This window comes from Duganella sp. CY15W (assembly GCF_009857555.1).
Taxonomy (GTDB): domain Bacteria; phylum Pseudomonadota; class Gammaproteobacteria; order Burkholderiales; family Burkholderiaceae_D; genus Rugamonas; species Rugamonas sacchari.
This window is the reverse complement of the sequence record NZ_WWCQ01000001.1, coordinates 974,293-1,000,035: the sequence shown is the minus strand read 5'-3', so window position 1 is coordinate 1,000,035 and position 25,743 is coordinate 974,293. Positions and strand designations below refer to the sequence as shown.

Annotated in this window: 19 protein-coding genes; 11 read left to right on the top strand and 8 right to left on the bottom strand. The window is 62.0% G+C overall.

The window, feature by feature from the left end; all coding sequences use genetic code 11:
• Positions 1-81 precede the first annotated feature (81 nt).
• The 5 genes from GTP58_RS04730 to GTP58_RS04710 all read left to right on the top strand — a co-directional run bounded on the left by GTP58_RS04730 (position 82) and on the right by GTP58_RS04710 (position 6,638).
• Positions 82-1,302: a sterol desaturase family protein gene (locus GTP58_RS04730; RefSeq protein WP_161076474.1), complete on the top strand. Its 1,221-nt coding sequence runs from the start codon at positions 82-84 to the stop codon at positions 1,300-1,302.
• Entirely contained in the window at positions 1,299-3,692 is a 2,394-nt protein-coding gene (locus GTP58_RS04725) for a TonB-dependent receptor (RefSeq protein ID WP_161076473.1), read from the top strand. Before GTP58_RS04730 ends, GTP58_RS04725 begins: the two co-directional genes overlap by 4 nt.
• The gene (locus tag GTP58_RS04720) at positions 3,693-5,099 is read left to right on the top strand and encodes a serine hydrolase (protein WP_161076472.1); all 1,407 of its coding nucleotides are present in this window, start codon (positions 3,693-3,695) and stop codon (positions 5,097-5,099) included.
• On the top strand, positions 5,096-5,980 hold the full coding sequence (locus GTP58_RS04715; RefSeq protein WP_161076471.1) for a MaoC/PaaZ C-terminal domain-containing protein: 885 nt from the start codon (positions 5,096-5,098) through the stop codon (positions 5,978-5,980). The genes GTP58_RS04720 and GTP58_RS04715 overlap by 4 nt, the downstream gene beginning before the upstream one ends.
• 82 nt (positions 5,981-6,062) lie before the next feature.
• Entirely contained in the window at positions 6,063-6,638 is a 576-nt protein-coding gene (locus GTP58_RS04710) for an NnrU family protein (protein WP_161076470.1), read from the top strand.
• Here GTP58_RS04710 and GTP58_RS04705 read toward each other — a convergent pair.
• Positions 6,635-6,976, bottom strand: coding sequence for a hypothetical protein (locus tag GTP58_RS04705; RefSeq protein WP_229215421.1), 342 nt, complete (start codon positions 6,974-6,976; stop codon positions 6,635-6,637). The genes GTP58_RS04710 and GTP58_RS04705 overlap by 4 nt on opposite strands.
• A 130-nt stretch (positions 6,977-7,106) precedes the next feature.
• Between GTP58_RS04705 and GTP58_RS04700 the strand changes: the two genes are divergently transcribed.
• The gene (locus tag GTP58_RS04700) at positions 7,107-8,642 is read left to right on the top strand and encodes a class I SAM-dependent methyltransferase (RefSeq protein ID WP_161076468.1); all 1,536 of its coding nucleotides are present in this window, start codon (positions 7,107-7,109) and stop codon (positions 8,640-8,642) included.
• Here GTP58_RS04700 and GTP58_RS04695 read toward each other — a convergent pair.
• From GTP58_RS04695 to GTP58_RS04675, 5 genes are all read right to left on the bottom strand, one after another.
• A complete protein-coding gene (locus GTP58_RS04695) occupies positions 8,619-9,656 on the bottom strand; it encodes a GGDEF domain-containing protein (protein ID WP_161076467.1) in 1,038 nt (345 codons plus the stop codon). The genes GTP58_RS04700 and GTP58_RS04695 overlap by 24 nt on opposite strands.
• Before the next feature lie 8 nt (positions 9,657-9,664).
• Complete coding sequence (locus tag GTP58_RS04690; protein ID WP_161076466.1) at positions 9,665-12,739, bottom strand: efflux RND transporter permease subunit; 3,075 nt, start codon at positions 12,737-12,739, stop codon at positions 9,665-9,667.
• 12 nt (positions 12,740-12,751) lie between these two features.
• Positions 12,752-13,897, bottom strand: a complete 1,146-nt coding sequence (locus tag GTP58_RS04685) for an efflux RND transporter periplasmic adaptor subunit (protein ID WP_161077258.1) — start codon at positions 13,895-13,897, stop codon at positions 12,752-12,754.
• A gap of 38 nt (positions 13,898-13,935) precedes the next feature.
• The gene (locus GTP58_RS04680; RefSeq protein WP_373924697.1) at positions 13,936-15,477 is read right to left on the bottom strand and encodes an efflux transporter outer membrane subunit; all 1,542 of its coding nucleotides are present in this window, start codon (positions 15,475-15,477) and stop codon (positions 13,936-13,938) included.
• Positions 15,478-15,659: 182 nt separating this feature from the next.
• Positions 15,660-16,289: a hypothetical protein gene (locus GTP58_RS04675; RefSeq protein ID WP_161076464.1), complete on the bottom strand. Its 630-nt coding sequence runs from the start codon at positions 16,287-16,289 to the stop codon at positions 15,660-15,662.
• 403 nt (positions 16,290-16,692) lie between these two features.
• On the opposite strand from GTP58_RS04675, the gene GTP58_RS04670 reads away from it, so the two are divergent.
• The 3 genes from GTP58_RS04670 (at position 16,693) to GTP58_RS04660 (ending at position 22,594) form a co-directional block, all read left to right on the top strand.
• Entirely contained in the window at positions 16,693-17,247 is a 555-nt protein-coding gene (locus GTP58_RS04670; protein WP_161076463.1) for a PEP-CTERM sorting domain-containing protein, read from the top strand.
• A 29-nt stretch (positions 17,248-17,276) separates the two neighbouring features.
• A complete protein-coding gene (locus tag GTP58_RS04665) occupies positions 17,277-20,822 on the top strand; it encodes a pectinesterase family protein (protein ID WP_161076462.1) in 3,546 nt (1,181 codons plus the stop codon).
• A gap of 101 nt (positions 20,823-20,923) precedes the next feature.
• A complete protein-coding gene (locus GTP58_RS04660; RefSeq protein ID WP_161076461.1) occupies positions 20,924-22,594 on the top strand; it encodes an alkaline phosphatase family protein in 1,671 nt (556 codons plus the stop codon).
• Between the two features lie 21 nt (positions 22,595-22,615).
• On the opposite strand, the gene GTP58_RS04655 is transcribed toward GTP58_RS04660, so the two are convergent.
• On the bottom strand, positions 22,616-22,984 hold the full coding sequence (locus GTP58_RS04655; protein WP_072783970.1) for a response regulator: 369 nt from the start codon (positions 22,982-22,984) through the stop codon (positions 22,616-22,618).
• A gap of 103 nt (positions 22,985-23,087) precedes the next feature.
• Here GTP58_RS04655 and GTP58_RS04650 point away from each other — a divergent pair, with 103 nt between their 5' ends.
• The gene (locus GTP58_RS04650) at positions 23,088-23,474 is read left to right on the top strand and encodes a VOC family protein (protein WP_072783968.1); all 387 of its coding nucleotides are present in this window, start codon (positions 23,088-23,090) and stop codon (positions 23,472-23,474) included.
• A gap of 14 nt (positions 23,475-23,488) precedes the next feature.
• Here GTP58_RS04650 and GTP58_RS04645 read toward each other — a convergent pair whose 3' ends face one another.
• On the bottom strand, positions 23,489-23,965 hold the full coding sequence (locus GTP58_RS04645) for a VOC family protein (protein ID WP_161076460.1): 477 nt from the start codon (positions 23,963-23,965) through the stop codon (positions 23,489-23,491).
• Between the two features lie 208 nt (positions 23,966-24,173).
• Here GTP58_RS04645 and GTP58_RS04640 point away from each other — a divergent pair, with 208 nt between their 5' ends.
• The gene (locus GTP58_RS04640; RefSeq protein ID WP_161076459.1) at positions 24,174-25,688 is read left to right on the top strand and encodes a carboxylesterase/lipase family protein; all 1,515 of its coding nucleotides are present in this window, start codon (positions 24,174-24,176) and stop codon (positions 25,686-25,688) included.
• The last annotated feature ends 55 nt before the right edge of the window (positions 25,689-25,743 follow it).

Sequence of the window (25,743 nt, the reverse complement as noted above, 5' to 3'; positions counted from 1 at the left end):
GCGTCACATGGCCGCTAATTTCTTGAGTATTAAGCATTGTTGTAGGCATAATCGAGGCGACTTAAACGATCTTGGCCTCACGTGAATCCTATCGTCTTTGCCATTCCAGTCTTCATCGCCTCCATCCTGGTGGAGGTTTGGATAGCCCGTCGCCGCGGTGTCAAAGCCTACGACACCGCAGATGCTTTAACCAGTTTGCATCTCGGCGTACTGAGTCAGGTCACCGGCCTGTTCGTCAAACTGGCGGTGCTTGGCATTTATACCGCCGTCTACAATCACTGGCGTTTCACCACGCTGCCCATCAGCAGTGCGTGGGTCTGGCTGGCGGCGCTGCTGGTCTACGATTTCTTCTACTACTGGGCGCACCGCATGGGCCACGAAGTGGCTGTGCTGTGGGCTGCGCACGTGGTGCATCATTCTTCCGAGTTCTATAACCTGTCTACCGCGCTGCGCCAGACATCCAGCGGCTGGATTTTCGGTTGGGTGTTCTACCTGCCGATGGCACTGGCCGGCGTGCCACCCATCGTCATGGTCGGCGTCGCGCTGATCGATCTGCTCTACCAGTACTGGGTGCATACCGAAATGGTGGGCCGCCTGGGCTGGATGGACCGCGTCTTCGTCACCCCGTCCAATCACCGCGTACACCACGGCCAGAACGACTACTGCATCGACAAGAACTACGGCGGCATCCTGATCCTGTGGGACCGCCTGTTCGGCACCTTTGCCGACGAACGCGACGACGAGAAAATCATCTACGGCGTACGCTCGCCGCTGCGCAGCCTGAATCCGCTGTGGGCCAATTTTCACTACTACGCCGACCTGTGGCAATCCACCACGCAGGTCAAGGGCTGGCGGAGAAAGCTGCACGTATGGCTGGGCGGCCCGGGCGCATGGACGGGAGAACCGCTGCCCCATTTCGATGGCAGCCAGTACCAGCATTACCGTCCCGGCACGCCAGCGCCGATAGCCGCCTACGCCGCATTGCAATTCGCCCTGCTGGTGCCGTGCGTGGTACACCTGATTGCCACCGGCCCGGCATTGCTGCTGCCCGAACTGACACTGTATGCGCTGCTGATTGTCGCCAGCACCTTTACCGTGGGCGCACTGCTGGAAGGACGGCGACTGAGCGCGCGCATCGAGCAGGCACGCGGCATGCTGCTTGGGCTGGCGTTTACATTGCTGCCGGACTGGTTTGGATACGAAGCGCCGGTGCTGCTGCGGGCAACGGTGCTGGCGCTCACGCTGGGCGCTGCGTTATGGCTGGAAAAAAACATAAAAGCAAATCAATGGGAGACGACATGAAAACAAATCGCACCGTACTTGCCGCCAGCCTCGCTGCGGCCTTCTTCGTACCACCCGCGTGGGCCGCTGACGATATCCAGTCCGTCGTCGTCACCGCGCAGTCGCGCAAGCAGCTGGTGCAGGACGTGCCGATGACCATGCAGGTGGTCACCGCCAAAGACATCGCCAACGTCGGCGCCAAGGATCTGGCGGACCTCAACGGCTACATCCCCGGCCTGACCGTCGATGCCAACGAACCTACGCAGCCCAGTTTCGGCATCCGTGGCGTGCAGGCGGGCGATTTCGGCATCGCCACCGATTCCCCGGTCGGCATTTACGTAGACGGCGTCTACACCGGCAAGACCGGCGGCGCGCTGATGAACTTCATCGACGTGCAGCGGATTGAAGTCGTCAAAGGTCCGCAAGGCACGCTGTTCGGCCGTAACAGCGCAGCCGGCGCCATCGCCATCACCACCAATGAACCAGGCAATGACCTGGATGCATCGGCCCACGTCAAACTGGGCAAGTTCGGCCGCGCCAATGCAGACGTGATGATGAACTACCCGTTCTCCAGCACCTTCGCGGCCCGCCTGGTCGCGGTGCGCTCCGGCAGCGAAGGCTGGGCGGACAATACGGCTACCGGCAAAAAATCCGGCGGCGACAAGGACTGGGCTACCCGCCTGTCGCTGCGCAAAGACTTCGACGCCGCCAAACTGGTGTTCACGTGGGAGCACGAGAACATGGAACAGTATGGCCGTCCGGCCTTTGGCGTCATCAAAGACCCTAACCTGCCGCTGGGCGGCTACCGTGGGGTCTATGACGCGGCCTACGTCGCCAATTTCGTCAACCCGTTCGACGCACCGCTGGCCAACGACCAGCAGGGTACCGAAGGCCGTTTGTTTGACGGCGCCACGCTGCGCATCGAGGCGCCGGTGGCGGGCATGACCTTCAATTCCGTCACGGCCTACCGCCGCTTCCAGACCCACAACCTGACCGACAACGATGGCGGTGCACGTCCGGACCTGTACCTGACCACACAGGACGCCAAGCACGCGCACAGCTTCCAGCAGGAGTTCAAGCTGTCCGGCAAAACCGATAAGCTGGACTGGATCGCGGGCCTGAGCTTCTATCACAACAACGAACATCAGGATGCGGGCGCCTACGTCACCACCGGCACACTGGATACCCTGAGCCAGTTCCAGGGCGGCAGTCCGAATTTCGCCATGCTGTTTGGCGGCCTTGCGGCAGCTGGCCTGCCGGGCATCAGCCCAAATACGGTATTTAACTGGGATGAGACGCACTACAGCGACGTGCGCACCAGGTCCGCATCGATCTACGGCGACACCATCTGGCACCTGACGCCGGAGACCAACGCCACCATCGGCCTGCGCTACACACGCGACAACAAGAGCATGACCTGGTTTGTGCCGGGCCGGGTATCGCCGCAACTGGATAGTTTCCTCAACCGCTTCGGCCCCTTGGCTGGCCTGGACGCTTCGGCCTTCCCATCGAACGTCATCTTTGGCACCGCCGCGCAACTGGCATCGTCGCCGGTCCAGCGTGAAAAGGACTGGACCGACTGGAGCCCGCGCCTGGTGCTGGACCATAAGCTCAACAAGGACACGCTGCTGTTCACCTCCGTGTCACGCGGCTACCAGGCCGGCGGCTTCAATATCTTCACGCCGCCAAATCCGGCTTCCACCACGCGCACCGGCCAGGACCCCAGCTTTGAGCCGGAAAAAATGACCAACTTCGAAGCCGGTATGAAGATGGCGCTGCCGGACATCCGCGCCAGCATTAACGCTTCGCTGTTCGCCTACAAGTTCAAGAACCTGCAGGACATCCAGCTATATAGCGTGGGCACGCTGCCGACTTATAACGTGGTCTCCAGCGACCAGAAGGCACACGGCCTGGATGTGGATGGCCGTATCCGCATATCGCCGCGCGTGACCTTGTTCGGCGGCTTCGAATACATCGACCAGACTTACACGCGCTACCAGCGCCTGGACGCCAGCGGCAAAGTCACGCTGGACCTGGGCGGCCAGCCAGTCGGCACGCCACGCCTGACCGCGATGGCGGGCATCAATATGAACTGGGAATATGCCGCCGGCCGCGCCAGCGTCAACTTCCAGGGCACCCATGCCACCGGCCAGCGCTGCAACAACGATACCGCAGCCTTGAGCTGCCTGAGCACCGCCAGGCTGAAAACTGGCGCAGCGATGAGCAAATTCGATCTGCGCGTCGGTTGGGATAGCCCAAGTTCGCGCTACGGTGTAGCATTGATCGTCAATAATGTCTTCGACCAGCGCTACATCACGTCGCTGGGCGGTCAGACGGAACAATACGGCGCGCCGTATGCTTATCTCACGCCACCGCGCGCAATCGGTGTCGAATTCAGGGCTAGCATGTAAATGGCATCAAAAATCGTACTGGCTGCTGCGGCAGTAGTGGTGCTTGCGGCAGGCGGTGCGGCGACACTGGCGGTGGTGCTGGCCACCAAACCGCCGGAGTTGTTGCGGGTGGGCGCAAACTACGGCGCCAAGATGGTGTGTTCCAATGTCTTCATCGCCGGCCGCGATGCGCAGGCCGTGCTGGCCGATGACGTGCAGGCGCCCGGCCACCCCATCCTCAAACATCTGAGCGTGCAGGTCGATCGGGAGCGCAAGACGGTGCGCGCGCAGTTCCTGGGTTTTGTCGGCGATGGCCTGGCAGTCTACCGGCCCGGCACCGGCTGCGCGGCGGTACCGGATGGCGATGTAGCGCAAGCCTCACAGTACCAGTTCAATCCGATCAAGATATGGGCGCCCTCGCCCAACGTGGCCTGGCCTACGGGCTCGCAGGCGGAGAGCAATCCTGCGGTACAGGCGTTGCTGGAACAGGATGCGCTGGCAGGTCCCGGCATGCGCGGCCTGGCGGTGATTCATCGCGGCCGGCTCATCGCCCAGCGTTACGGCGCCGGTTTCAACGCCGCCACGCCCTTGCTGGGATGGTCGATGACCAAGACTGTCAGCGCGGCGCTGGCAGGCATGCAGATCGCCGACGGCAAGCTGTCCTTGCCGCAGAGCGGCTTCTGGCCGGACAAGGCGGACAACCGTACGCAGATCACGCTGGCGCAGCTGATGTCCATGACCAGCGGCTTGCGCTACAACGAAAGCTATGGCGACGTTTCCGACGTAACGCGCATGCTGTATCTGGAACCGGACATGGCGTCGTTCACGGCGGCGCAGCCGCTCGAACAGGCGCCGGGCACCAAGTGGAATTATTCAAGCGGCACCACGGTGCTGCTGTCGCGCATCTGGCAGCGCGCCGCTGCCGGCGCCGGGCACAGCGCCACTGCGGCAAGCGTGCTGGCACTGCCGCATGACCGCCTGTTCGCACCACTGGGCATGCACAGCGCGATCATCGAAGCCGATGCACGCGGCAATCTGGTGGGTTCCAGCTATATGTATGCGAACACGCTGGACTGGGCGCGCTTCGGCCAGTTCCTGCTGCAGGACGGCGTCTGGCAAGGCAAGCGCATACTGCCGGCCGGTTTTGTTGAGGGCATGCAGCAGGTGGCGACGGCGTCCGGCGGGCAGTATGGCCAGGGCCAGTTGTGGCGCTGGGGACCATCCGGCGACACGCCGGAAGGACAGAATCCCGACACCCGTTTCCAGCTGCCTGCCGATACCTACTGGATGGAAGGCCACGATGGCCAGAGCATCGCCATCGTGCCGTCACAGCAACTGGTGATCGTGCGGCTTGGACTGACGCCGCACAAGCTGCTGTATCAACCGCAGGCGCTGCTGGCAGCGGTCGTGAAACAGGTCCAGCCATGACGGCCGCTGTGCCCTACGGCCTGCTGCGCTATCAGCTGCCGATGCTGTTGACCGGCGCACGCGTGGTGGGCCATACACTATCGCATGCACTGCGCCGCGCCCGCCATGGCGCCAGCACGCCGGTGGAACGCCTGATCGCGCCGCCATCGCACGAGCTGGTGGAGCAGTATCTGGCCTGGGCCGGCGCCAGCGGATGTTATGCGGGCCAGCTGCCGCCCCATATGGTATCGCAATGGAGCCTGCCGCTAGTGGGCGAGCTGCTGTTGCGCATGCCCTATCGCCTCGTCACCGTCATCAACCAGGGCGTGACACTGCGTGTGCACGGTCCTCTGCCACGCGGCACGCCGTTGCTGGTACGTGCCGAGGTTGACCGCATCGAGGAAACGCCTGGCCGCATCAAGGTCGTGGTGGCGGTCACCACTGGCACCGAACAACAGCCGGCACTGGTCGAAGCGCAGCTGCATATGAGTTTCCTGCTGCCCGGCCCGCGCGCGCCCAGAGCGCAGCAGGAACGCGGCCCCGAGCCGCAATGGATTACCGCTGGTCTGTGGCACGCGGATGACCGCGATGGCCTGCGCTTTGCGCTGCTGACAGGAGACTTCAATCCCATCCACTGGTGCGGTCCGTTGGCACGCCGTTCGGTTTTCCGCGGCATGGTATTGCACGGCTTCGGCAGTCTGGTGCGCAGTTATGAGGTGCTGATGCGGCAGGGTGTGCGCTTTGACGAAATCGACATCCGCTTCGTCAAACCGGTGCCCCTGCCCTGCGCTGCGTTATCGGTGCAGGTGGCGCCGGAAGGCAGCGCCGACGCTGACGGCTGGCGCGCATTGCGGCTGGCCGGCAACGGCGACGCGGTCCATCTGGCGGGCCGGCTGCGCTAACGGCTATCCCCACGCCAGCCCGTTGCATGGCCGGGTTTACCAGTGTATCGTCACGCCACCAGATCAACCTTAGGGAAGCGCGATGACGATACTGATACTTGGCCTGATCATATTCCTCGGACTGCATTCGGTCCGTATTGTGGCGGAGGATTGGCGCACTGCCACGCGCGCGCGTCTGGGCGAGCATGCGTGGAAAGGCATCTACTCGGTGATCTCGCTGATCGGTTTCGGGCTGATTATTTATGGCTACGGCATCGCACGCGAAACGCCCGTCGTGGTCTGGGCGCCGCCGCCATTCACGCGCCATATCGCCGCCCTGCTGGCCGTCATCGCGTTTGTCTTTATCACTGCCGCCTACATTCCGCGCAACGGCATCAAGGCCAGGCTGCACCATCCGATGACGCTGGGCGTGAAGACCTGGGCGCTGGCTCACCTGATCGCCAACGGCACACTGCACGACATCGTGTTGTTTGGCAGCTTCCTGGTATGGTCGGTGCTGCTGTTCCGCGCGTCCCGCAAGCGCGATGCGGCGATGGGAACAGTCTACCCGGCCGGTAACGGCGCGGCCACCGCCCTGACCATTGTGGCCGGCGTCATAGGAGCGGGCGTATTCGCCATGTGGCTGCATGGCCCGCTGATTGGCGTACGTCCCTTCTAAAGGCACTTGCCGCGTACAGCGGCAGCAATAATCCACGGCAGAGAATATGGCCCGACCACATTCACCGGGCCGATCATGGCCGGTTGCTGCTTCAGCGCGTCCTCGTGTAGACAGGATGGGATTTTGGCCTGTTCAAACGCCGCGGCCATACGCGTTTGCGCCGAACTGCCACGCAGTACAAGCGCATTCTGCGCAGGCGCCGGCGCCGGATGCGGGTCCTCTGCAATCGTTTCCCGCACCGCCTTCCTGATGATGTCGTCAGTGAGCACTGGCCTGGCCGGCGCCGACAAATCCAGGGCAGCAGCCTGCTGCTGCGCATACGCTGGCGCAGACGTCATCAACAACACAGAAAAAATGATGGACGTACGGTTCATGCAACAGATTGTGCCATGCCCGCATGCCGTGCGGCCGGCAGATTGCAAAATCGCCTAGAATATTTGACAACCCCTCTACCGGTAAAGGACTGTCATGACTGATTGGACTAGCGGATACGTTGCAAATGTTGGTTACACCTATGGCTATTATGCTGAGCTCTCCCCACTGCGTGCACAGCTGCTGATGCTCAATGCCGGCCTGGCGCTGCCCCAACGTGGCATTGCCTGTGAACTGGGCTTTGGTCAAGGCGTCAGCGCCAATGTTCACGCCGCCGCTTCCGGCAGCAGCTGGTACGGCACCGATTTCAACCCTTCGCAGGCCGCGTTTGCACGCGATCTCGCGGCCAGCTATACCAATGGCGCACAGCTGTACGACCAGTCGTTTGCGGAATTTTGCAGCCGTGACGACCTCCCCGATTTCGACTACATCGGCCTGCATGGCATCTGGAGCTGGATCTCCAACGAGAACCGCCACATCATTGTCGATTTCATCCGCCGCAAACTCAAGGTGGGCGGCATAGTCTACGTCAGCTATAACACGTCTCCAGGCTGGAGCGCCATGGTCCCGGTCCGCAACCTGCTGGCACGCCATGCCGAGATCATGACGCCACCCGGCGCGGGCGTGGTGGGCAAGGTCGATAGCGCGATTGCCTTCGCCCACAAATTGTGGGCCGCCAATCCTCTTTTTGCGCGCGCCTATCCCTTGATCGGAGAAAAGCTCAAGGCCATGGAAAAACAGGACCGCCACTATCTGGCGCATGAATACTTCAACCGCGACTGGCTGCCCATGTCGTTTGCAGAAATGGCAGACTGGATGGAGACGGCCAAACTCAGTTTCGGCTGTTCTGCCACGGCGCTGGACCATCTGCCGCAGCTTCATCTGAGCGCCGAGCAGAAGACGCTGCTCAACGAGATTTCAGATCCGGTATTCCGCGAGAGCGTACGCGACTTCGTCGTCAACCAGCAGTTCCGGCGCGACTACTGGGTCAAGGGTCCACGTCCCCTTAACGCGCTCGAACGCGTAAGCCAGCTACGCCAACTACGCCTGGTCATGATGCGCCCACTGCAGGAAGTGGACATGACCATCACCGGCACGCTGGGCCAGGGCACCATGGAAGAAAAAGTCTACCGCCCGTTGTTGGAGCTGATGTCCGATTTTCGTCCACGGACTTTGGGTGAAATCGAATTTGCACTGCGCGAGTACCAGGTCAACCTGATCCAGCTAGTGGAGTGTGCGCTGGTGATGGCAGAAAAAGCCGTACTGGTGGCGGCACAAGATGATGATGCCATTGCCGAGGCCCGCCCCCGCACCGCCCAGCTGAATAAGACGCTGCTGACGTATGCCCGTAACGGCAGGGGCCTGGCTTATCTGGCCAGCCCGGTCACTGGCGGCGCGTTGCCCCTGTCGGTGGTTCAGCAACTGCTTCTGCTGGCTTACGTGGAAGGCAAAAAACAGTCAGACGAATGGGCAGAATATGCATGGCAGCTGCTCAAGATACAGCAACAGGCAGTCCTCAAGGACGGCAAGGCGCTGGAGGGCGATGAGGCGAATCTTGCAGAACTCAAGGTGCAGGCTGCCGGTTTCCAGACCAGCCGCCTGCCCATGCTACAGGCTCTCGGCGTAGTCTGAACCGTAGGCCACGTGGACTGCATTGCGGCCGCCCTGCTTGGCCGCATACAGCATCTTGTCGGCCTGCGCCAGCCAGTCGGCTGGCGTATGCTCCTTGTTCATGTAGGTGACGCCGATCGAAATGGTGATGGGGTGGGACTCCAGCAGCGTGGCTGATGCCACTGCGGCCCTCAGCCCCTCCGCCAGTCGCGCCGCCGCACTCAGGCCGGCGCCGCTGGCGATGATCGCGAACTCTTCGCCGCCGTAGCGGAACAGGCGGTCCGACGAGCGCGTGTGGCGCCGCATCAGTTCCGCCAGGCGTATCAGCACCTTGTCGCCCGCCGCATGGCCGTACTGGTCGTTGACTTGCTTGAAATGGTCCAGATCCAGCAACAGCAGGCTCGATTCCAGATGTGGACGGCGCTCCTGCGCATGCTCGGCCAGCTTGCGCTCCAGCGCGCGGCGGTTGCCGATGCCGGTCAGGAAATCCAGCTCCGCAGCCGTGTGCAGTTCCTTGTTCTGCAAACCGGTGCGATACGCGAAGATGTAGGCGAACAGATTCACCAGGCCGATGGTCACGACAATGGTCATCAGGTTGACCACCGCCAGCTGCGACACCAGGATGCCCACCAGCGCCACCAGGCCGACACTGTTGATGGCCAGGGCCACTGTCGGCCGCAGCACGAAGTAGGCGGCAATCATGGTGGGGTACACCCAGTACACCAGCGACACACCGCGCAGATAGACGGTGGTCAGCATGCCAAGCGAATAGAAGATCGTCACGCCCAGGCTCGCGATCTGGTATCGGCCAGTGCGCCAGACGTGCACGATAACGGCAAACATCCCGCTTACCAGCGCCATGTCCACCGCAGCCGAGGCCCAGCTGCCTTGCAGCAGCCGGTAGATGCCGAACGGCAGAATGCTGGGGATACTCAGGGCGCACAGCAGCATCAGGATGATCTCTTCCTGACGCCGCTGGCGCCCGCCCGACAGCCAGCGCCAGCGGCCGGCGCTGCTGATGTCGGTCCTGCTCATGGTGGCGCTCAGTGGGCGCCTTGCGCCGACGGCTCGCCTGGTGCGGCGTCGGCCGGCTTGGCCTCCACCTTGTGTTCACCCGCCAGGAACATATACATGGCTGGCACCACGAACAGCGTAAACAAGGTACCGATCGACAGGCCGGTAAAGATCACCAGGCCCATGGCGTGACGGCCGGCCGCACCCGCGCCCGATGCGATCACCAGCGGCACCACACCAAACACCATCGCGGCGGTGGTCATCAGGATAGGACGCAGACGGGTAGCAGCCGCTTCCTCGATGGCCTCGCGCTTGGACTTGCCGGCTTCACGCAGATGGTTGGCCACCTCCACGATCAGGATACCGTGCTTGGAGATGAGGCCCATCAGCGTCACCAGACCCACCTGGGTGTAGATGTTGATGGACGCGAAGCCAAGGAAGATAAACGTCATCGCACCAAACAGCGCCATCGGCACCGAGAACAGGATCACGATTGGATCGCGGAAGCTCTCGAACTGCGCGGCCAGCGCCAGGAACACGATGATGACCGCAAACAGCATGGTCACCAGGAAGCCGCCCGACTCCTTGGCGTACTGGCGCGATTCGCCAGAGAAGTCCGCCGTGTAGCCGGATGGCGCCACTTCCTTCAGCACATCGCGCAGGTACTGCTGGATCTCGCCCTGCGTCGCACCGCTCACGCCGGAGACGGTCGCGGAGTTCAGCTGCTGGAAGCGGGTAATCGATTCCGGCTGCACGCTGTACTTGATGGTCGCCACGGTGCTGGCCGGGATCATGTCGCCGCTTGGCGTCTTGATGTAGAAGTCCAGCACGTCGTCAGGATTCAGGCGGTCCACCTGCTGCACCTGCGGGATCACTTTGTACGAACGGCCGGCGATCGAGAAGTAGTTGACGTAGCCGCCGCCCAGCGCCGCCGCCATGGCGTTACCGAAGTCCTGCTGCGTCAGGCCCAGCGTGGCCAGCTTTTCACGGTCCACATCAACGCGCGCCTGCGGCGTGTCGATTTTCAGGTCGACGTCGACGAAGTAGAACTTGTTGTCCTTGCGCGCGCGGTCCAGCACTGCCTGCGCCACCGTATTCAGGTTTTCGAACGGCTCCGTGGTGGTAATCACGAACTGCACCGGCAGGCCCGAGCTGCCCGGCAGCGCCGGGAACTGGAATGCCGCCACGCGGCCACCGGCAATGTGGTTCCACTTGGCTTGCAGTTCCTGCTGGATCTCGTGCGCCGAACGGCTACGCTTGTCCCAGGATTTGAACAGCACGCCGCCGATACCGGCATTGGTGGTCGGTACGCCGGTGATCTGGAACATCTGCTCGTATTCCGGCAGGCCCTTGGCCACTTCGAAAATCTGCTTGGCATAGGTCTGCATCTGGTCCGACGTGGCGGTAGGCGCACCCACCACCTGCGACAGCACGATGCCCTGGTCCTCTTCCGGCGCCAGTTCCGACTGCGACATCTTGAACATCAGGATCAACAGCGCAAACACGATCACGCCAAACACGATCAGCACCGCCCAGGTCTCCAGCAGGCCATGCAGCGCGCGCAGGTAGCCGTTGTGGACTTTTTCAAACACGCGGTCGATGGCTTTGACGAACTTGCCCTCATCCTGGGAGTGGTCGAAGAAGTGACCGCACATCATCGGCGACAGCGTCAGCGCGACGATGCCGGACACCGCTACCGCACCAGCCAGCGTGAACGCAAACTCGGTGAACAGCGCGCCGGTCAGGCCGCCCTGGAAGCCGATCGGCACATACACGGCGATCAGCACCACCGTCATCGCCAGGATCGGACTACCCAGTTCGCGCGCCGCGACAATCGCGGCGTCGAATGGCGTCATGCCCGCCTTCATGTGACGGTCAACGTTTTCCACCACGATAATCGCGTCGTCCACCACCAGGCCGATGGCCAGCACGATCGCCAGCAGCGTCAGCAAGTTGATCGAGTAGCCCAGCATCAGCATCACGAAGAAGGTGCCGATCAGCGACAGCGGCATTGCCACCACCGGCACGATCACCGCGCGGAAGCTGCCCAGGAACAGATAGATCACGATGGTCACAATCACCAGCGCTTCCACCAGTGTCTTGACCACTTCGTCAATCGAGGTGTTGATGAAGTCCGTGGAGTCGTAGACGATTTCACCGGTCAGGCCCGATGGCAGCTGGTCGCGAATGGCCGGGAAGGCCTCGCGCACGCGCTTGGCCACGTCCAGGATATTCGCGTCCGGCGCTACCTTGATACCGATGAACACCGAGCGCACGCCACTGAAGGCGACGTTGAAGTCGTAGTTTTCCGACCCCAGCGTCACCGTCGCAATGTCTTCCAGGTGCACGATGGCGCCGCCCTTCTGCTTGACAGCCAGCTGCTTGAATTCGTCCACCGTATGCAGGTCGGTGCCGGCGGTCAGCGGCACGGTCACCATCTGGCCTTTACTGGCGCCGAGGCCGGCCAGGTAGTTGTTGGCAGCCAGGGCCTGGCTGACTTCTGTCGCCGTCACGCCATGCGCGGCCATCTTGCCTGCGTCCAGCCAGGCACGCAGCGCAAACTGGCGGGCGCCCAGCAGTTCAGCCGTCTGCACGCCCTGGATCGAATCCAGCTTGGGCTTGACCACGCGCGACAGGAAGTCGGTCACGTTATTGGTCGGCAGCGTGTCGCTGTAGAAGCCCATGTACATGGCGTCCGTGGTCTGGCCGGTCTGCACCGTCAGCACCGGTTGCTGCGCCTGTTGCGGCAGCTGGTTCTTGACCGAGTTGACCTGGGTAGTGATCTCGGTCAGCGCGCGGTTGGAATCGTAGTTCAGGCGCAGCGTGGCGGTAATGGTCGACACGCCGCTGTTGGACGACGACGACAGGTAGTCGATACCCTGGGCCTGCGCGATCGCCGATTCCAGCGGCTGGGTGATAAAGCCCGCCACCGTGGCAGCATCAGCGCCATAGTAGGTGGTGGAGATGGTCACCACCGAGTTCTGCGTCTTCGGATACTGGTTGATCGGAAGGCTGAACAGCGAGCGCAGACCCAGCACCACGATCAGTAAACTGATCACGCTGGCCAGCACCGGCCGTTTAATGAAGATGTCGGTAAAGTTCATGGCGCTTTATCCTCAGTGTTCCTGCGGCGTCGGATTCGGGCTGTTAGCCGGTTGCACCTTGTTGTCGATCACAGCCGGCGAACCGTTCTTCAGTTTCAGCTGGCCGCTGGTGACCACGGTCTGGCCTTCTTTCAGGCCGGTGAGGATGGCCACCTGGTCGCCGCGCGTCGGACCAGTGGTCACGAACACCTGCTGCGCCACCAGGTAAGGCTGGCCCTTCTCATCCTTGAGCGGATCCTTGGCGTTGGCTGGCGGCGGCGCCAGCACGAACACGGTCGAACCATACGGGTTGTAGGTAATGGCCGTCTGCGGCAGGGTCAGGTATTTTTTCAAGTCGCCCTGATCCAGGCTGACATTACCGAACATGCCAGGCAGCAGTTGGCGCTTGGCGTTAGGCACGGTGGCCTGCACCTGCACGTTGCGGGTGGCGGCGTCCACTTTCGGATTGATCGACGTAACCTTGGCCGGGAATGCCACGCCAGGATACGCGTCGTTGGTCAGGTTCAGCTTCTGGCCGATGGACAGATTGGCCAGCTGCTTCTGCGGCACGTAAAAATCCACATACACGGTGTCGATGGTTTGCAGCGTCACCAGCTTGTCGCCCGGGTTCAGGTACTGGCCCGGATTGACGGCGGTGATACCCAGCTTGCCAGCGAACGGTGCGCGGATGGTCTTCTTGTCGACCAGCGCTTTTTGCTGTGCGACCAGCGCCTGCTTGGACTTCACATCCGCTTCATCGGCATCGACCTGCGCCTGGCTGATGGCTTGCGCCGCCAGCTGCAGCTTGTCGCGCTTGAGCGTGGTGCCGGACAGGTCGGCGCTGGCTTGCAGGGCGCGCAGCTGGGCGATGTCGGAATCGGCGTTCATCTCGAACAGCACCTGCCCGGCTTTCACCTCGTCGCCCGACTTGAAGCGCACTTCGCGCACCAGGCCGGCGATCTCGGTGGTCACATCGACGCCGCGTACCGGCGACAGCGTGCCCACGGAGCTGAGCTGCGGCTGCCATTCCGCCACCTGCGTCTGGATCGCAGTGACTACCTGCGCGGACGGCTTGGGTGCGCTGGCAATCAGCTTTTTAATTTGCAAAAACTTCCCGAACGCCAGTACGGCGATCAGTAGAATGACTAATCCCACCATGATCAGCATACGCTTGGTCATCAGTCGCTTGGCCATGAATCGTTCTCCTGCTGTATGAGTTATTGGTTTTTACCGTAGGGCGCTGCGGTGGATACCGCAGTCGCTGCCGGCACGCCGTTGGCGCGGTTCCACCAGCCGCCGCCCAATGCCTGGAACAACGCGGCGGTATCGGCGTAACGCACCGCCTGCGCCTGGACCAGGTTGATATGGGTCTGCTGGTAGCTGCGCTGCGCGTCGAGCAAGACCAGGTAGCTGATGCCACCGAGCTTGTATTGCTGCTCGGCCAGCGTCAACGTTTCCTTGGCCAGCGCTTCCGCATCCGCTTGCGACTTCAGCGCCGCAGCATCCGCATCCAGCGCGCGCAGCGTGTCCGCCACGTTCTTGAACGCAGTCAGCACCGTGGCGCGGTACTGCGCGGCCGCTACATCGTAGGCTGCTTCCGCAGCACGCCGCCTGGCGCTCAGTGCACCGCCGTTGAAAATCGGCTGCGCGATGCCCGCCGCCAGATTCCAGGCCGTGGTCTGGGAATCAAACAGCTTGCTGAAGGTATCGGAGGCCGAACCGTAGCTGCCGCTCAGCGTGAACTGCGGATACTGGGCGGCCGTCGCCACACCGATGGCAGCGCTGGCCTGGTGCAGCTGTTCTTCGCTGGCGCGGATGTCAGGCCGCTGGCGCACCAGTGCGGACGGCAGCGACACCGGCAACTGCTCCGGCAACGTCAGCGTCTCGAGCGAAAACTCCGGTATGCCCGCTTCGCCCGGCAGCTTGCCGGCCAGGATGGACAACTGGTGGCGCGTCGCCGCCAGCGACTTCTCCAGCGGCGCAATGGTGGACTGAATCTGCGCCACCTGGTTGCGCTGGCTGAGCAGCGTCGCGCGCGGAATTGCGCCATATTCAAACTGCTTCTCGATCACGCCCTGTTGCCGCGTCAGCGCCTCCAGCACTTCACGCGTGGCCTTCAGCTGCGCGCGCAGCGATGCTTCCTGAATCGCCGTAGTCACCACGTTGGCGCTCAGCGTCAAATAAGTCGCTTCCACCTGATAGCGCTGGTAGTCCACCGCAGCCTGCGCGCCTTCCAGCGTGCGGCGGGTGGCGCCAAACACGTCCGGCGTGTAAGCCACGTTGACCGAGGCGTTATACACGTTATAGACGCCGGCGCCCGCACCGGCGGTAGCAACGCTGGTCTTCTGCCGTGTCGCCCCCAGTTGGGCGTTCACGGACGGATAAACCAGGCTGCCGACCTGCGCGTTATAGTTTTCCTGCGTCTGGCGCAGCGCTGCTTCGGCGGCTGCCATGTTCGGGTTCTGCTCCAGCGCACTGCGGATCAGCTGATCCAATGCTGGTGAACGGAACAGCGTCCACCACTGCGCGGGAATTTCCTGCCCAAACGCGAACTGCTGTGAAGCGCCACCCAGACCGGGCGCGGACGCTGTCTGTTGCGGCAGCGGCGTGGGGGTATAACTATTGCCGGCGGTGGCCGGCGTTTCTGGGGATTTGAAATTTGGCCCGAGCGCACATCCGCCCAGACCGGCGGCGATCAACGCCGCAACGCCAGCCCGCAAGGCCAGCGTATGGAACTGCCTGAAGATCCGTTTTTTCACTACAGTCTCCCGCACCTGTTACTGATATTTAAGGTTGCTGCACACTAAAGGTTAAATGAATATACATTTAGTGCCATATTCGCATTTTTTCTGTGTCACGTGTACATTTATTGCCCTGCGGCGATGAAAAAAAACGGGCTTTGCCATTGCTGGCAAAGCCCGTTTTCAGATCAGGACAATAATCAGGCTGGTTCCGGCGTGGCCACGGCGCCATAAGCGCGGTTGACTTCGGCCAGCGAGAAGGCGCTCGGACCATTGGTTTGCGCATCCAGCTGGTCGTCATGGGCCAGGCTGCGGTAGGTCAACGGCGCTTCGTAGCGGATACGCTCTTCCTCGCTTACCTTGCCGTCATGATTGGTGTCGGCGGCCATTTCGCTATCTGGCGGTGGCGCACCGAGGATGCCATCCTTGCCGACGCCTGGCAGCGGCTCTGGCGCAGGCAAGCTGTCGTTGACGTTGTTGTTGGCATGGGCATCGGCGCCAAAGCGGGCCTGGAAGATCTGGGTCTCTGGACGCAAGGTCAGTTTTTTCAGACCTTCATCGAACTGCTGCAGCGCGGTCTTCAGCGTTTCGTCTTGCGACACCGCTTTGACCAGGGCGTTGGCCTGATTGCCGTTGGTGTTGCCGGTATCCGTCTGCAGCGGGCTGGTGGCGTTGAAACCAGGCAGCGACAGGTAAGCGGCAACCGAAGCGCTCAGGTCTGCATTGGCGCCATTATCAATAGACTGAACGACCTTTCGAGGTTCGAGCGCTTTCTCGGCAACCAGGGCCGCGGAAAGAGTAGCACCGCCAATGTTGTTCACCATAATCATAATTGACTCCTGCAGGACGATTCCTCACCCCTTCATTCTATCAGCGTTTTGGCAACAGTTACCATTTCGTGCGGGCTGCAGAAGCAAAAAAGTACTTTTTTCTTCAAAAAAACTTTCCATACAACACTGCCTTGATTGACAGAATTAATTGACATTAAGTTTTCATAGTTTTGCATGTTTTTTGATGTCTACGTAGCATCTTTTATACAACACGGCGTTGCGGAAGTGGTCAGACCACCGTAGAATTGGTCAACCAGCAGTCCCCACCGCATCACAGATTTTTGACCAACTGCAAGCTCGGCCATCCTCCGGCCCTCCTGGCAGTGGCACGGCATACGCGAGGTGTGCCGACCGGCGACCGGCACAGACCGGCGTTGTTGAACTCAAACTATCTGGAGACTCAATGCACATTACCTTACGCCAGGCCGCCGTCGCGGCATGCCTGCTCTTGGCTGGCGGCGCCGCAACGGCCGCACAACCACTGCAAAACGCCATCATCAGCGCCAGCTACAACGCCGGCGGCATGCTCGGCATCGCCGACGACTATGCCGGCAGCAGCGTGAGTGGGCTCGACCCGCTCGACACCAGCGTGGAATTCTTTACCAGTGACGCCCTGTTCGGCTTCGATTTCGCCGCCGACGGCCACCTGACCATCTATAACAACAGCACCATCCCCACCGGCGCCTACATCGCCAGCTTTGACTTTGGCGCCTCGCTGGGCGCCGCCATCAAAACCTTCAACATCACGGATGCGGGCCTGACCAGCGGCATGCCGGTGCTGACCGTGGCCGATGGCCACACCATCACCATCGACCTCAGTGCGGTGAAGTGGAACGGCGACTACAGCCCGCTGCAAACCAATATCACGCTGCAGGCAGTGCCGGAACCCGCCAGCGCCATGATGCTGGCAGCCGGTCTGCTCGGCCTGGGATTGCGCGCACGCCGCCGCAACCGCTAACCGCCCTCTTACAATTCAAGGAGTACCAGATGAAACTCTTCCGTTTCAGGGCGGCGCTACGCCTGTCCCTTTTATTCAGCCTGGCCGCGGCCACCCACGCGGCGGGCGTCGATCCGGCACTGCAAGGCGCACCGGCAGATGGTTTTGGCAGCGGCACCACCGGTGGTTCGGCCGCCATCAGCTCGCAGATTTATACCGTGGCCAGCCGCCCGCAGCTGCTGGCCGCCATACAGCGCGGCGGCCTCAATCCGAAAATCATCAAGCTGGCCGGCACCATCGACATGAGCGAGGGCGTGCCCTACGCGAATACGGGCGACCAGGCGATACGCGGCCTGATACGCCTGCCCGCCAATACCACGCTGATCGGCGCGGACAGCACTGCCGGCATCATCAACGGCCATATCGTCGTCGCCAACGTCTCGCAAGTCATCATCCGCAATCTGAAGATCGTCAACCCATGCGACGTCGGTCCGATATGGGACCCGAATGACGGCGCACTGGGTAACTGGAACTCCGCCTACGACGGGATCGGCGTCTCCGGCTCCGACCACGTGTGGGTGGACCACGTCAGCTTCACCGATGGCGCCATGAGCGACGACCTGCTGCCCGTCGAGAACGGCCAGGTCAGGCAGTGCCATGACGGCGCGCTCGATATCACCAACGCATCCGACTACGTGACCGTGTCGTACAACGTATTCGGCCAGCACCGCAAGAATAATCTGATCGGTTCCAGCGACACCGCCACTGGGGACAACGGCAAGCTGCACATCACCTTCAGCAACAACGTCTTCCGCGACATCGTCAGCCGTGCGCCACGGGTGCGCTATGGCCAGGTCCACCTGTTCAACAACTACTTCGTGGGCAGCAAATCGCATCCGGCCTATCCCTATGAATACAGCGTGGGCGTCGGCCAGCAGGCGCAGATCCTGTCCAACAACAACGTGTTCGAGATTGCCGGCGTGACGCGCTGCGACGAGGTGGTGACGCCGATCGGCGGCACCGTGCCCGGCGCGTTCAAGGATGCCGGCTCGGTGCTGAACGGCGCCGCACTGGCGGGATGTTCGACGCCGAGCAGCGTCGCCTACAGCGTCCCTTATGCCTACAGCGCGCGTCCGGTGGCGCTGGTCAAGGCCAACGCCATTGCACAAGCCGGCGCTGGCAAGCTGACGACCAGCATCAGCGGCAGCGGCAATGTCACACCCGATCCCACCGTCACTCTGACCTGCCCCGCCACCGGCTTGTACTTCTGCGATGACTTCCAGAGCAGCAGCATGGCTAACTGGAATCTGCTGCCGGTGACTGGCGCCAACGGCAGCTTCAGCGTCAAGAACGAGACGGTGGGTGCGGCCAATATCGTGATGCAGTACACGGCAGCGAGCACCGGCGGCGTGCTGGCAACGCTCAAGTCCAGCGCCATGGCCGGTGTGCCCAATGGCGATTACTACGTCGAGGCGCGCATCAAGCCGCTGACCAACAGCACCACCGGCAACAAGCTGCTGTATCTGCTCACACGTTACAAGGATGCCAGCAACTGGTATGGCGCGGGACTCAACGTGCAAAGCGCCACGACCAGCACGCAGGTGGAAATCGCCAGAATGCTCAACGGTACCCTGACGCGCCCCAAGCAGGTGAAGAAGCCGATTCAGATGGATGCGCAGTTCTACACCGTGCGCTTTGAAATGATCGGCAGCACGCTCACAGTCTATCTGGACGGCGAAGCGCTGGGCAGCGTAACGGACGCCGCTTTCGCGGATCGCGGCGTAGTGGGCCTGTACACGGCCAACAAGTCCTTCCAGATTGACGACGTCCGCATCGGCAATCCGGCGTTGAAGCCTTCGCAGCTCACGCTCAATCCGGCGGCGCTGACCTATTCCGCTGAAGTCGGCGACGCGCCGCTGGCAGTCAGCGTGACGGCGCTGAAGCCGGATGGCACGCTGGATGACTTCACCGCTTCGTCCAGCAATCCCGGCGTGGCGGCAGTCGCCATCAACGGTACGGCGCTGACGGTAACCGCGGTTGGCGCGGGCAATGCCACCATCACCGTGACCAGCGCATCCGATCCAACCCTGACGCGCACCATTGCCGCCACAATCAGCCCGCAGTTCGTGCAGCCTGTGCAAACCTATGCACTGTCCGGCGCCACGCTGCCCGCCCCTCACGCGGACACGATCCAGGTGGACGCGTCGCTCAAGCTGACTTTTGACACTCCGCCCACACTGGGCACCGGCGGCAGCATCCGCATCTTCCGCAAGACCGACAACGCGCTGGTTGATGTCATCCGGCTGTCCGGCGAGAGCGATGTACTGGGCTATCCCGGCCAGACCAATGTGCGCAAGGTGAACACCACGCCCATCACCATCAGCGGCAACACCGTCACCATCAAGCCGCACGCCAACCGGCTGGCCTACGGCACCGAGTATTATGTCGCCATCTCGAACGGCGTGTTTACCGGTACGGCCCTGGGTGGCGTGCCGTTTGCCGGCATAGGCAAGCTGGGTGACTGGTCGTTCACCACCCGCGCCAGCGCGCCGGCCATCAGCAACAGCCTGACGGTGGGCGACGCTGCCGATACAGACTTCAGCACCGTCCAGGGCGCGCTGAATTTCGCCATGCAGATGCTGGGCGCCGCCGATCCTGTCACCATCCGCATCCGCAACGGCGTCTATAACGAACTGCTCTACCTGCGCGGCAAAGACAACGTGACGCTGAAAGGCGACAGCCGCGACGGCGCCATCATCCAGTACACCAACTACGACACGCTCAATACCGGCTCCGGCGCCAGCCAGGCCAGTCCGGATGCGGCAGCAGCGGGCGGACGCGCGGTGATGCTGGTGGAATCGTCCGACATGCTGGTGCTCGACACCCTAACGCTGAAGAACACCACGCTGCGCTCCAACGCCATCTCCGCACAGGCGGAAACCCTCTACTTCAACAACGACAGCGGCCGCCTGATCGCCAAAAACGCCAATTTCTACAGCGAGCAGGACACGCTGAACCTGAAAGGTTACGCGTGGTTCTGGCACACGCTGGTGGCGGGCAATGTGGACTTCATCTGGGGCAGCAGCCGCGCCGCGCTGTTTGAAGAAAGCGAGATCCGCTCGGTGGGCGACACCAGCAACGCTGGCAGCGGCGGCTATATCCTGCAGGCGCGCGTGGCCAACGCCAATGATAAGGGCTATGTCTTCCTCAACTGCAGCCTGACGCATGGCGCCGGCCCTGGCCCGCAGCACGGCGACGTGCCTGCCGGCGCCACCTACCTCGCGCGCAGCGCCGGCAGCACGGCCTACTGGGACAACATCGCTTTCATCAACACCAGGATGGACAGCCATATCGCCACCGTGGGCTGGGCCAGTGCGGGCGTCAACAGCCAGCCGGCACCGAATCCCGCAGTTGCCAACTCCGTCAGCGGCTGGCGCGAGTACGGCAGCACCACGATGAGCGGGGACGCCATCAATCTGGCCGCGCGCGTGGGAGGTTTCCAGCTCAGTGCCAGCGACGTGGCGGCCGGTTTTGCCGACCGCGCCAGGCTGTTTGCCGCTTACGGCGGTGGTGCGGGATGGAATCCACAGCCTTAAATAAAGCTGTCATCGTATCGTCATACGAATGGGGTAGCATGCCGCACGCGCGTGTTACGCTACGCGGCTGCGCTACCCCATTCAACCTGACGACGACCTATATGACGAAGAAAATGTCCCTGCGCACGATCGTACTCGCCGCATCCTGCTTTGCCCTGTCCAGCTGCTACGCTGCGCCAGCGGCGCCAACTACTGCCTCCACCCTGCCCAAGCTCGTCGTCGTGCTGGTGGTGGATGGCCTGCCGAATGAACAGGTGCAGCGCTACCGCGACCAGTTCGGCCAGGGTGGCTTGCGCCGCATGCTGGACCAGGGCGCATCGTTCAGCAACGCGCACCAGGCTCACGGCGTGACCGTGACCGCGATCGGCCACAGCGCCGTGCTGACCGGCGCCTACCCTTACGTACACGGCATCATCGGCAACAACTGGATCGACCCAGTCACCAAAAAATCGGTCTACTGCACCGAAGACAGCAACTACAGCTACATCGGCGAAGAAACCAAGCCTGCGGACGGCACCTCGCCCGCCAAACTGAAAGTCAATACGCTGGGCGACGAACTGCGCTACGCCACCGGCAGCAAGAGCAAGGTGATTACGGTTTCCGGCAAAGACCGTGGCGCGATTCTGCTGGCGGGCAAAACCGGCACCGCCTATATGTACATGGAAAAAACCGGCAACTTCGCCAGCAGCACCTACTATATGAAGCAGCATCCTGAGTGGGTCAGCAAGTACCTGGCCACCAAGCCGCAGGACCGCTTCTACGGCAAAACCTGGGCGCCGCTGCTGCCGGCTGCCGCCTATGAAGGCGACGCCAACGAAGACCTGAACATTCCCAAAGCCGGTTCCCACAATCGCCTGCCATACACCTACTACAGCGAAAGCGGTGAAATCGATGCGGGCTACTACGCCAGCCTGCGTGTGGGTCCGTTCCTGGACCAGCTGACGCTGGACTTCGCCCGCGCCGCAGTGGAAGGCGAAAACCTGGGCCGCAATCCGGCCGGCGTGCCGGACATCCTGGGCGTCAGCCTGTCGGCGCACGACTACGTGAATCACGCGTTCGGTCCGGAAAGCAAACTGTCGCACGACCATCTGCAGCGGCTGGACCGCATGGTGGCTGACTTCTTCAACTACCTGGACAAGCGCGTCGGCATGGACAATGTGCTGGTGGTGCTGACCGCCGACCACGGCTTCCCCAACACGCCGGAATTCTCGAAAACCCAGCACCTGGACGCCGAGCGCCTGGATGGCGACAAGCTGATGGCCGCCCTGGACCAGCATCTGTCGGAAAAATTCGGCGTCGCCAAACTGGTGCAGGCATGGTCGCTGCCCAACATCCATCTGGACTATGCGCTGATCGACCAGAACAAGCTGAAACGCGAAGAAGTGGAAACCGCCGCCGCGCGCTACCTGCTGGCGCAAAACGGCATTGTTGACGCCATCACCCGCACCCAGTTTGAAAGCGGCGCGGTGCAAGGCACGCATATCAATACCCTGATGCGCCGCGCCTGGAACCGCGAATCGTCGGGTGATCTGATGGTGATTACCAAGCCATTCTGGTACTTCGGCACCGGCGTCAGCGGCACTTCCCATGGTTCGCCATACGCCTACGACACCAACGTACCGCTGATGATCATGGGTAAACGCTGGGTCAAGCCAGGCGCCTACGGCCAGTACGCGGAAGTGGTCGACATCGCGCCGACCCTGGCCAATCTGCTGCACGTACGTCCGCCAGCAGGCGCGGAAGGCCGCGTGCTGACGGAAACGCTGCGTTAATCAGCTCTCTGTCATCTGTCCTCAGGACAGGCTGTTCAAATACTGATTCAGGTGATCGAAGTTGAGCGGCTTGGAGAAATGCTGGGTAAAGCCCGCCGCGACGGCCTTCTTGGCCGAGTCGCGGTCGGCGGACCCCGTCAGCGCAATGATCGGCACCGACTGCGCTCCCGGCATACGGCGGATCGCCCGCACGGCGCCAAAGCCATCCATCCATGGCATGCCCAGATCCATGATGATCGCCTTGGGCATCGCATCCCGCACCCAGTCGCAGGCTTCGTAGCCGTTATGGGCGGCGGCGGTCTCATAGCCCTGGCACTGCAACAGTGCCGACAGCGACTCCACCATATCGACATTATCGTCCACCACCAGAACCTGTTTTGCGCTTGCCATGATCAGCCTCACTTGTTTGAAATTGTGGGAGAATCGTAGCAACGGTGCCGCACGGTGTATGTTCGCCAGCGCACCTAGCCAAAACAACAAACAAGGGGACGATATGAAGCGGGTGACGGGGATAGGCGGCGTGTTCTTCTATGCGAAAGATCCGGCAGCGCTGCGCGAGTGGTACAAGACCCATTTGGGCATCGACGTGCAGGTATGGGGTGGCGCAGCGTTTGACTGGTCCGACGAATCGGGCAAACCGGTGGGCGGCACCACCGCATGGTGCATCAGCGCTGCCGACAGCGGCCACTTCGCGCCGGGCGCCTCCCCGTTCATGATTAACTACCGCGTGGCCGACCTGGGCGCGCTGCTGCAAGCGCTGCGCGACGAAGGCTGCCAGGTAATGGACAAGACCGACGATTCCGAATACGGCAAGTTCGGCTGGGTGATCGACCCTGAAGGCAACAAGGTCGAACTGTGGGAGCCGCCAGCCGGCCAGTAAATGCTGGACGCTGATTAACCGCGCACTGCGGCTTCAATCTGCGCCACATCGATTTTCGACATCTTCATCATCGCCTGGAATGCGCGCTGCGCGACCTCGCCGCCCTTGGCCATGGCATCGGTGAGGACGCGCGGCGTGATCTGCCACGATAGTCCCCATTTGTCCTTGCACCAGCCGCATTCGCTGGCGGCGCCACCGTTGCCGATGATCGCGTTCCAGTAGCGGTCCGTCTCTTCCTGGTTGTCGGTCGCGATCTGGAACGAAAACGCTTCGCTGTGCTTGAAAATCGGTCCACCGTTGAGGCCCAGGCAGGGCACGCCACAGACCGTGAACTCCACTGTCAGCACCTGTCCCTGCTGACCACCGGGGAAATCGCCGGGCGCACGGTGCACGGCGGTGACTTTGCTGTCCGGGAAAACGCTGGCGTAAAAATTCGCTGCTTCTTCCGCGTCTTTGTCGTACCACAGGCAGATTATGTTCTTGGGTGTCATCGTCTCTCTCCTCTGTTCGCCGTCCGGGCAGCAGATGCCGCCGGAGCAGCGATTTTACAGCGATCCACCACCGGGAAGCACACGCTTAAATAACCGCGATCCGCGCGTTTCCACACGAAGTCTGCGGCGATGCAGCATCCGCGCCAGCTTCGCACGATGACGTTTTGCGATATAGTGAATCTCCCGATTCCCCTACCCCGCTCACGCCATGAAAAAAGCCGGTTTGCTGCTCGTCTCTTCCAGTCTGCTTGCCCTTTCCGCCCATGCCGCCGCGCCGAGAGCCACCACTGCCAATGGCATCGTGGATGGCGTGCAGGAGACCTCCGGCGTCAAGTCATTCAAGGGAATTCCGTTTGCAGCCCCGCCAGTCGGCGCCCTTCGCTGGAAAGCGCCGCAAGCGGCCGCCAGCTGGAAAGGCGTCCGTAAAGCCGACCATTTTGCAGCGCGCTGCATGCAACTGCCGCTGTTTGACGATATGGTGTTTCGTTCCGATGGCGTCAGCGAAGACTGTCTGTACCTGAATGTCTGGACGCCTGCACGGTCAGACAAGGAGAAACTGCCGGTGCTGGTCTATTTCTACGGCGGCGGCTTTGCCGCAGGCGACGGCTCCGAACCGCGCTACGACGGCGAAAGCATGGCCAGCAAAGGCATCGTCACGCTGACCGTCAATTACCGCCTGAACGTATTCGGCTTCCTGGCCCATCCCGAACTCACCAAAGAATCGCCCAACCGCGCTTCCGGCAACTACGGTCTGATGGACCAGGCAGCGGCCCTGCAATGGGTCAGGAAAAATATCGCGGCCTTTGGCGGCGATCCCGCACGCGTGACCATCGCCGGCGAGTCGGCCGGCTCTTTCTCGGTCAGCGCGCAAATGATTAATCCGCAAGCCAAAGGCCTGATCGCAGGCGCCATCGGCGAAAGCGGCTCCCTGCTTGGCCATATGGCGCCTGCGCCGTTGAACGTCGGCGAGCAGATCGGCGCTGGTTTCGCCAGGTCCGCAGGCGCCTCCACGCTGGCCGCATTGCGCGCCCTGACAGCGCAGCAACTGCTGGACGCCACCAAAAAACCAGGCGCCTGGTTCTCCGCGATTCAGGACGGCTATGTCATTCCACGTTCTCCGGTGGCGATGTACGCGGCCGGCGAACAAGCCCGCGTCCCTTTGCTGGCGGGCTGGAATGCCTATGAAGACCACTACAGGCAAATCCTCGGCAACAACGCGCCGACGGCGGAAAACTTCAGCGCCGCCCTGAAAAAACTGTACGGCGACCAGGCTGGCGCGGCCCAGCTAGCTTATAGCGGCGACGTCCAACAGGCGGCGACGGAGCTGGCCAGCGACCGCTTTATCGGCTTTGGCACGTGGAAGTGGATAGACAGCCATGCGCGCAGCAGCGGCAAGCCGGTCTATCGCTACTACTACACGCGGCCGCGTCCAGGCCAGGAAGGCGCCAACCATTCAGTGGAAATCGAGTACGCCATGGGCAACCTGGCGACAAATAAAGTCTATGCATGGACGGACAATGATCGGGCGCTGTCAAACCAGATGCAGGGCTATTTTGCCAACTTCATCAAAACCGGCAATCCCAATGGCGCCGGCCTGCCGGAATGGCCGCAAGCCAGTGCTGGCGGGGCCTCCCGCCTGATGAAGCTCGACGTGCCATCGGCCGCGATCACTGCAACCGACGACGCGCATTACAAGTTCCAGGAAACCCAGGTGAAAAACTGAAGCTAGTTTCAGGCGAGGTTTGAAAACCTGCTATACAATTTATCCTCTTATCCAG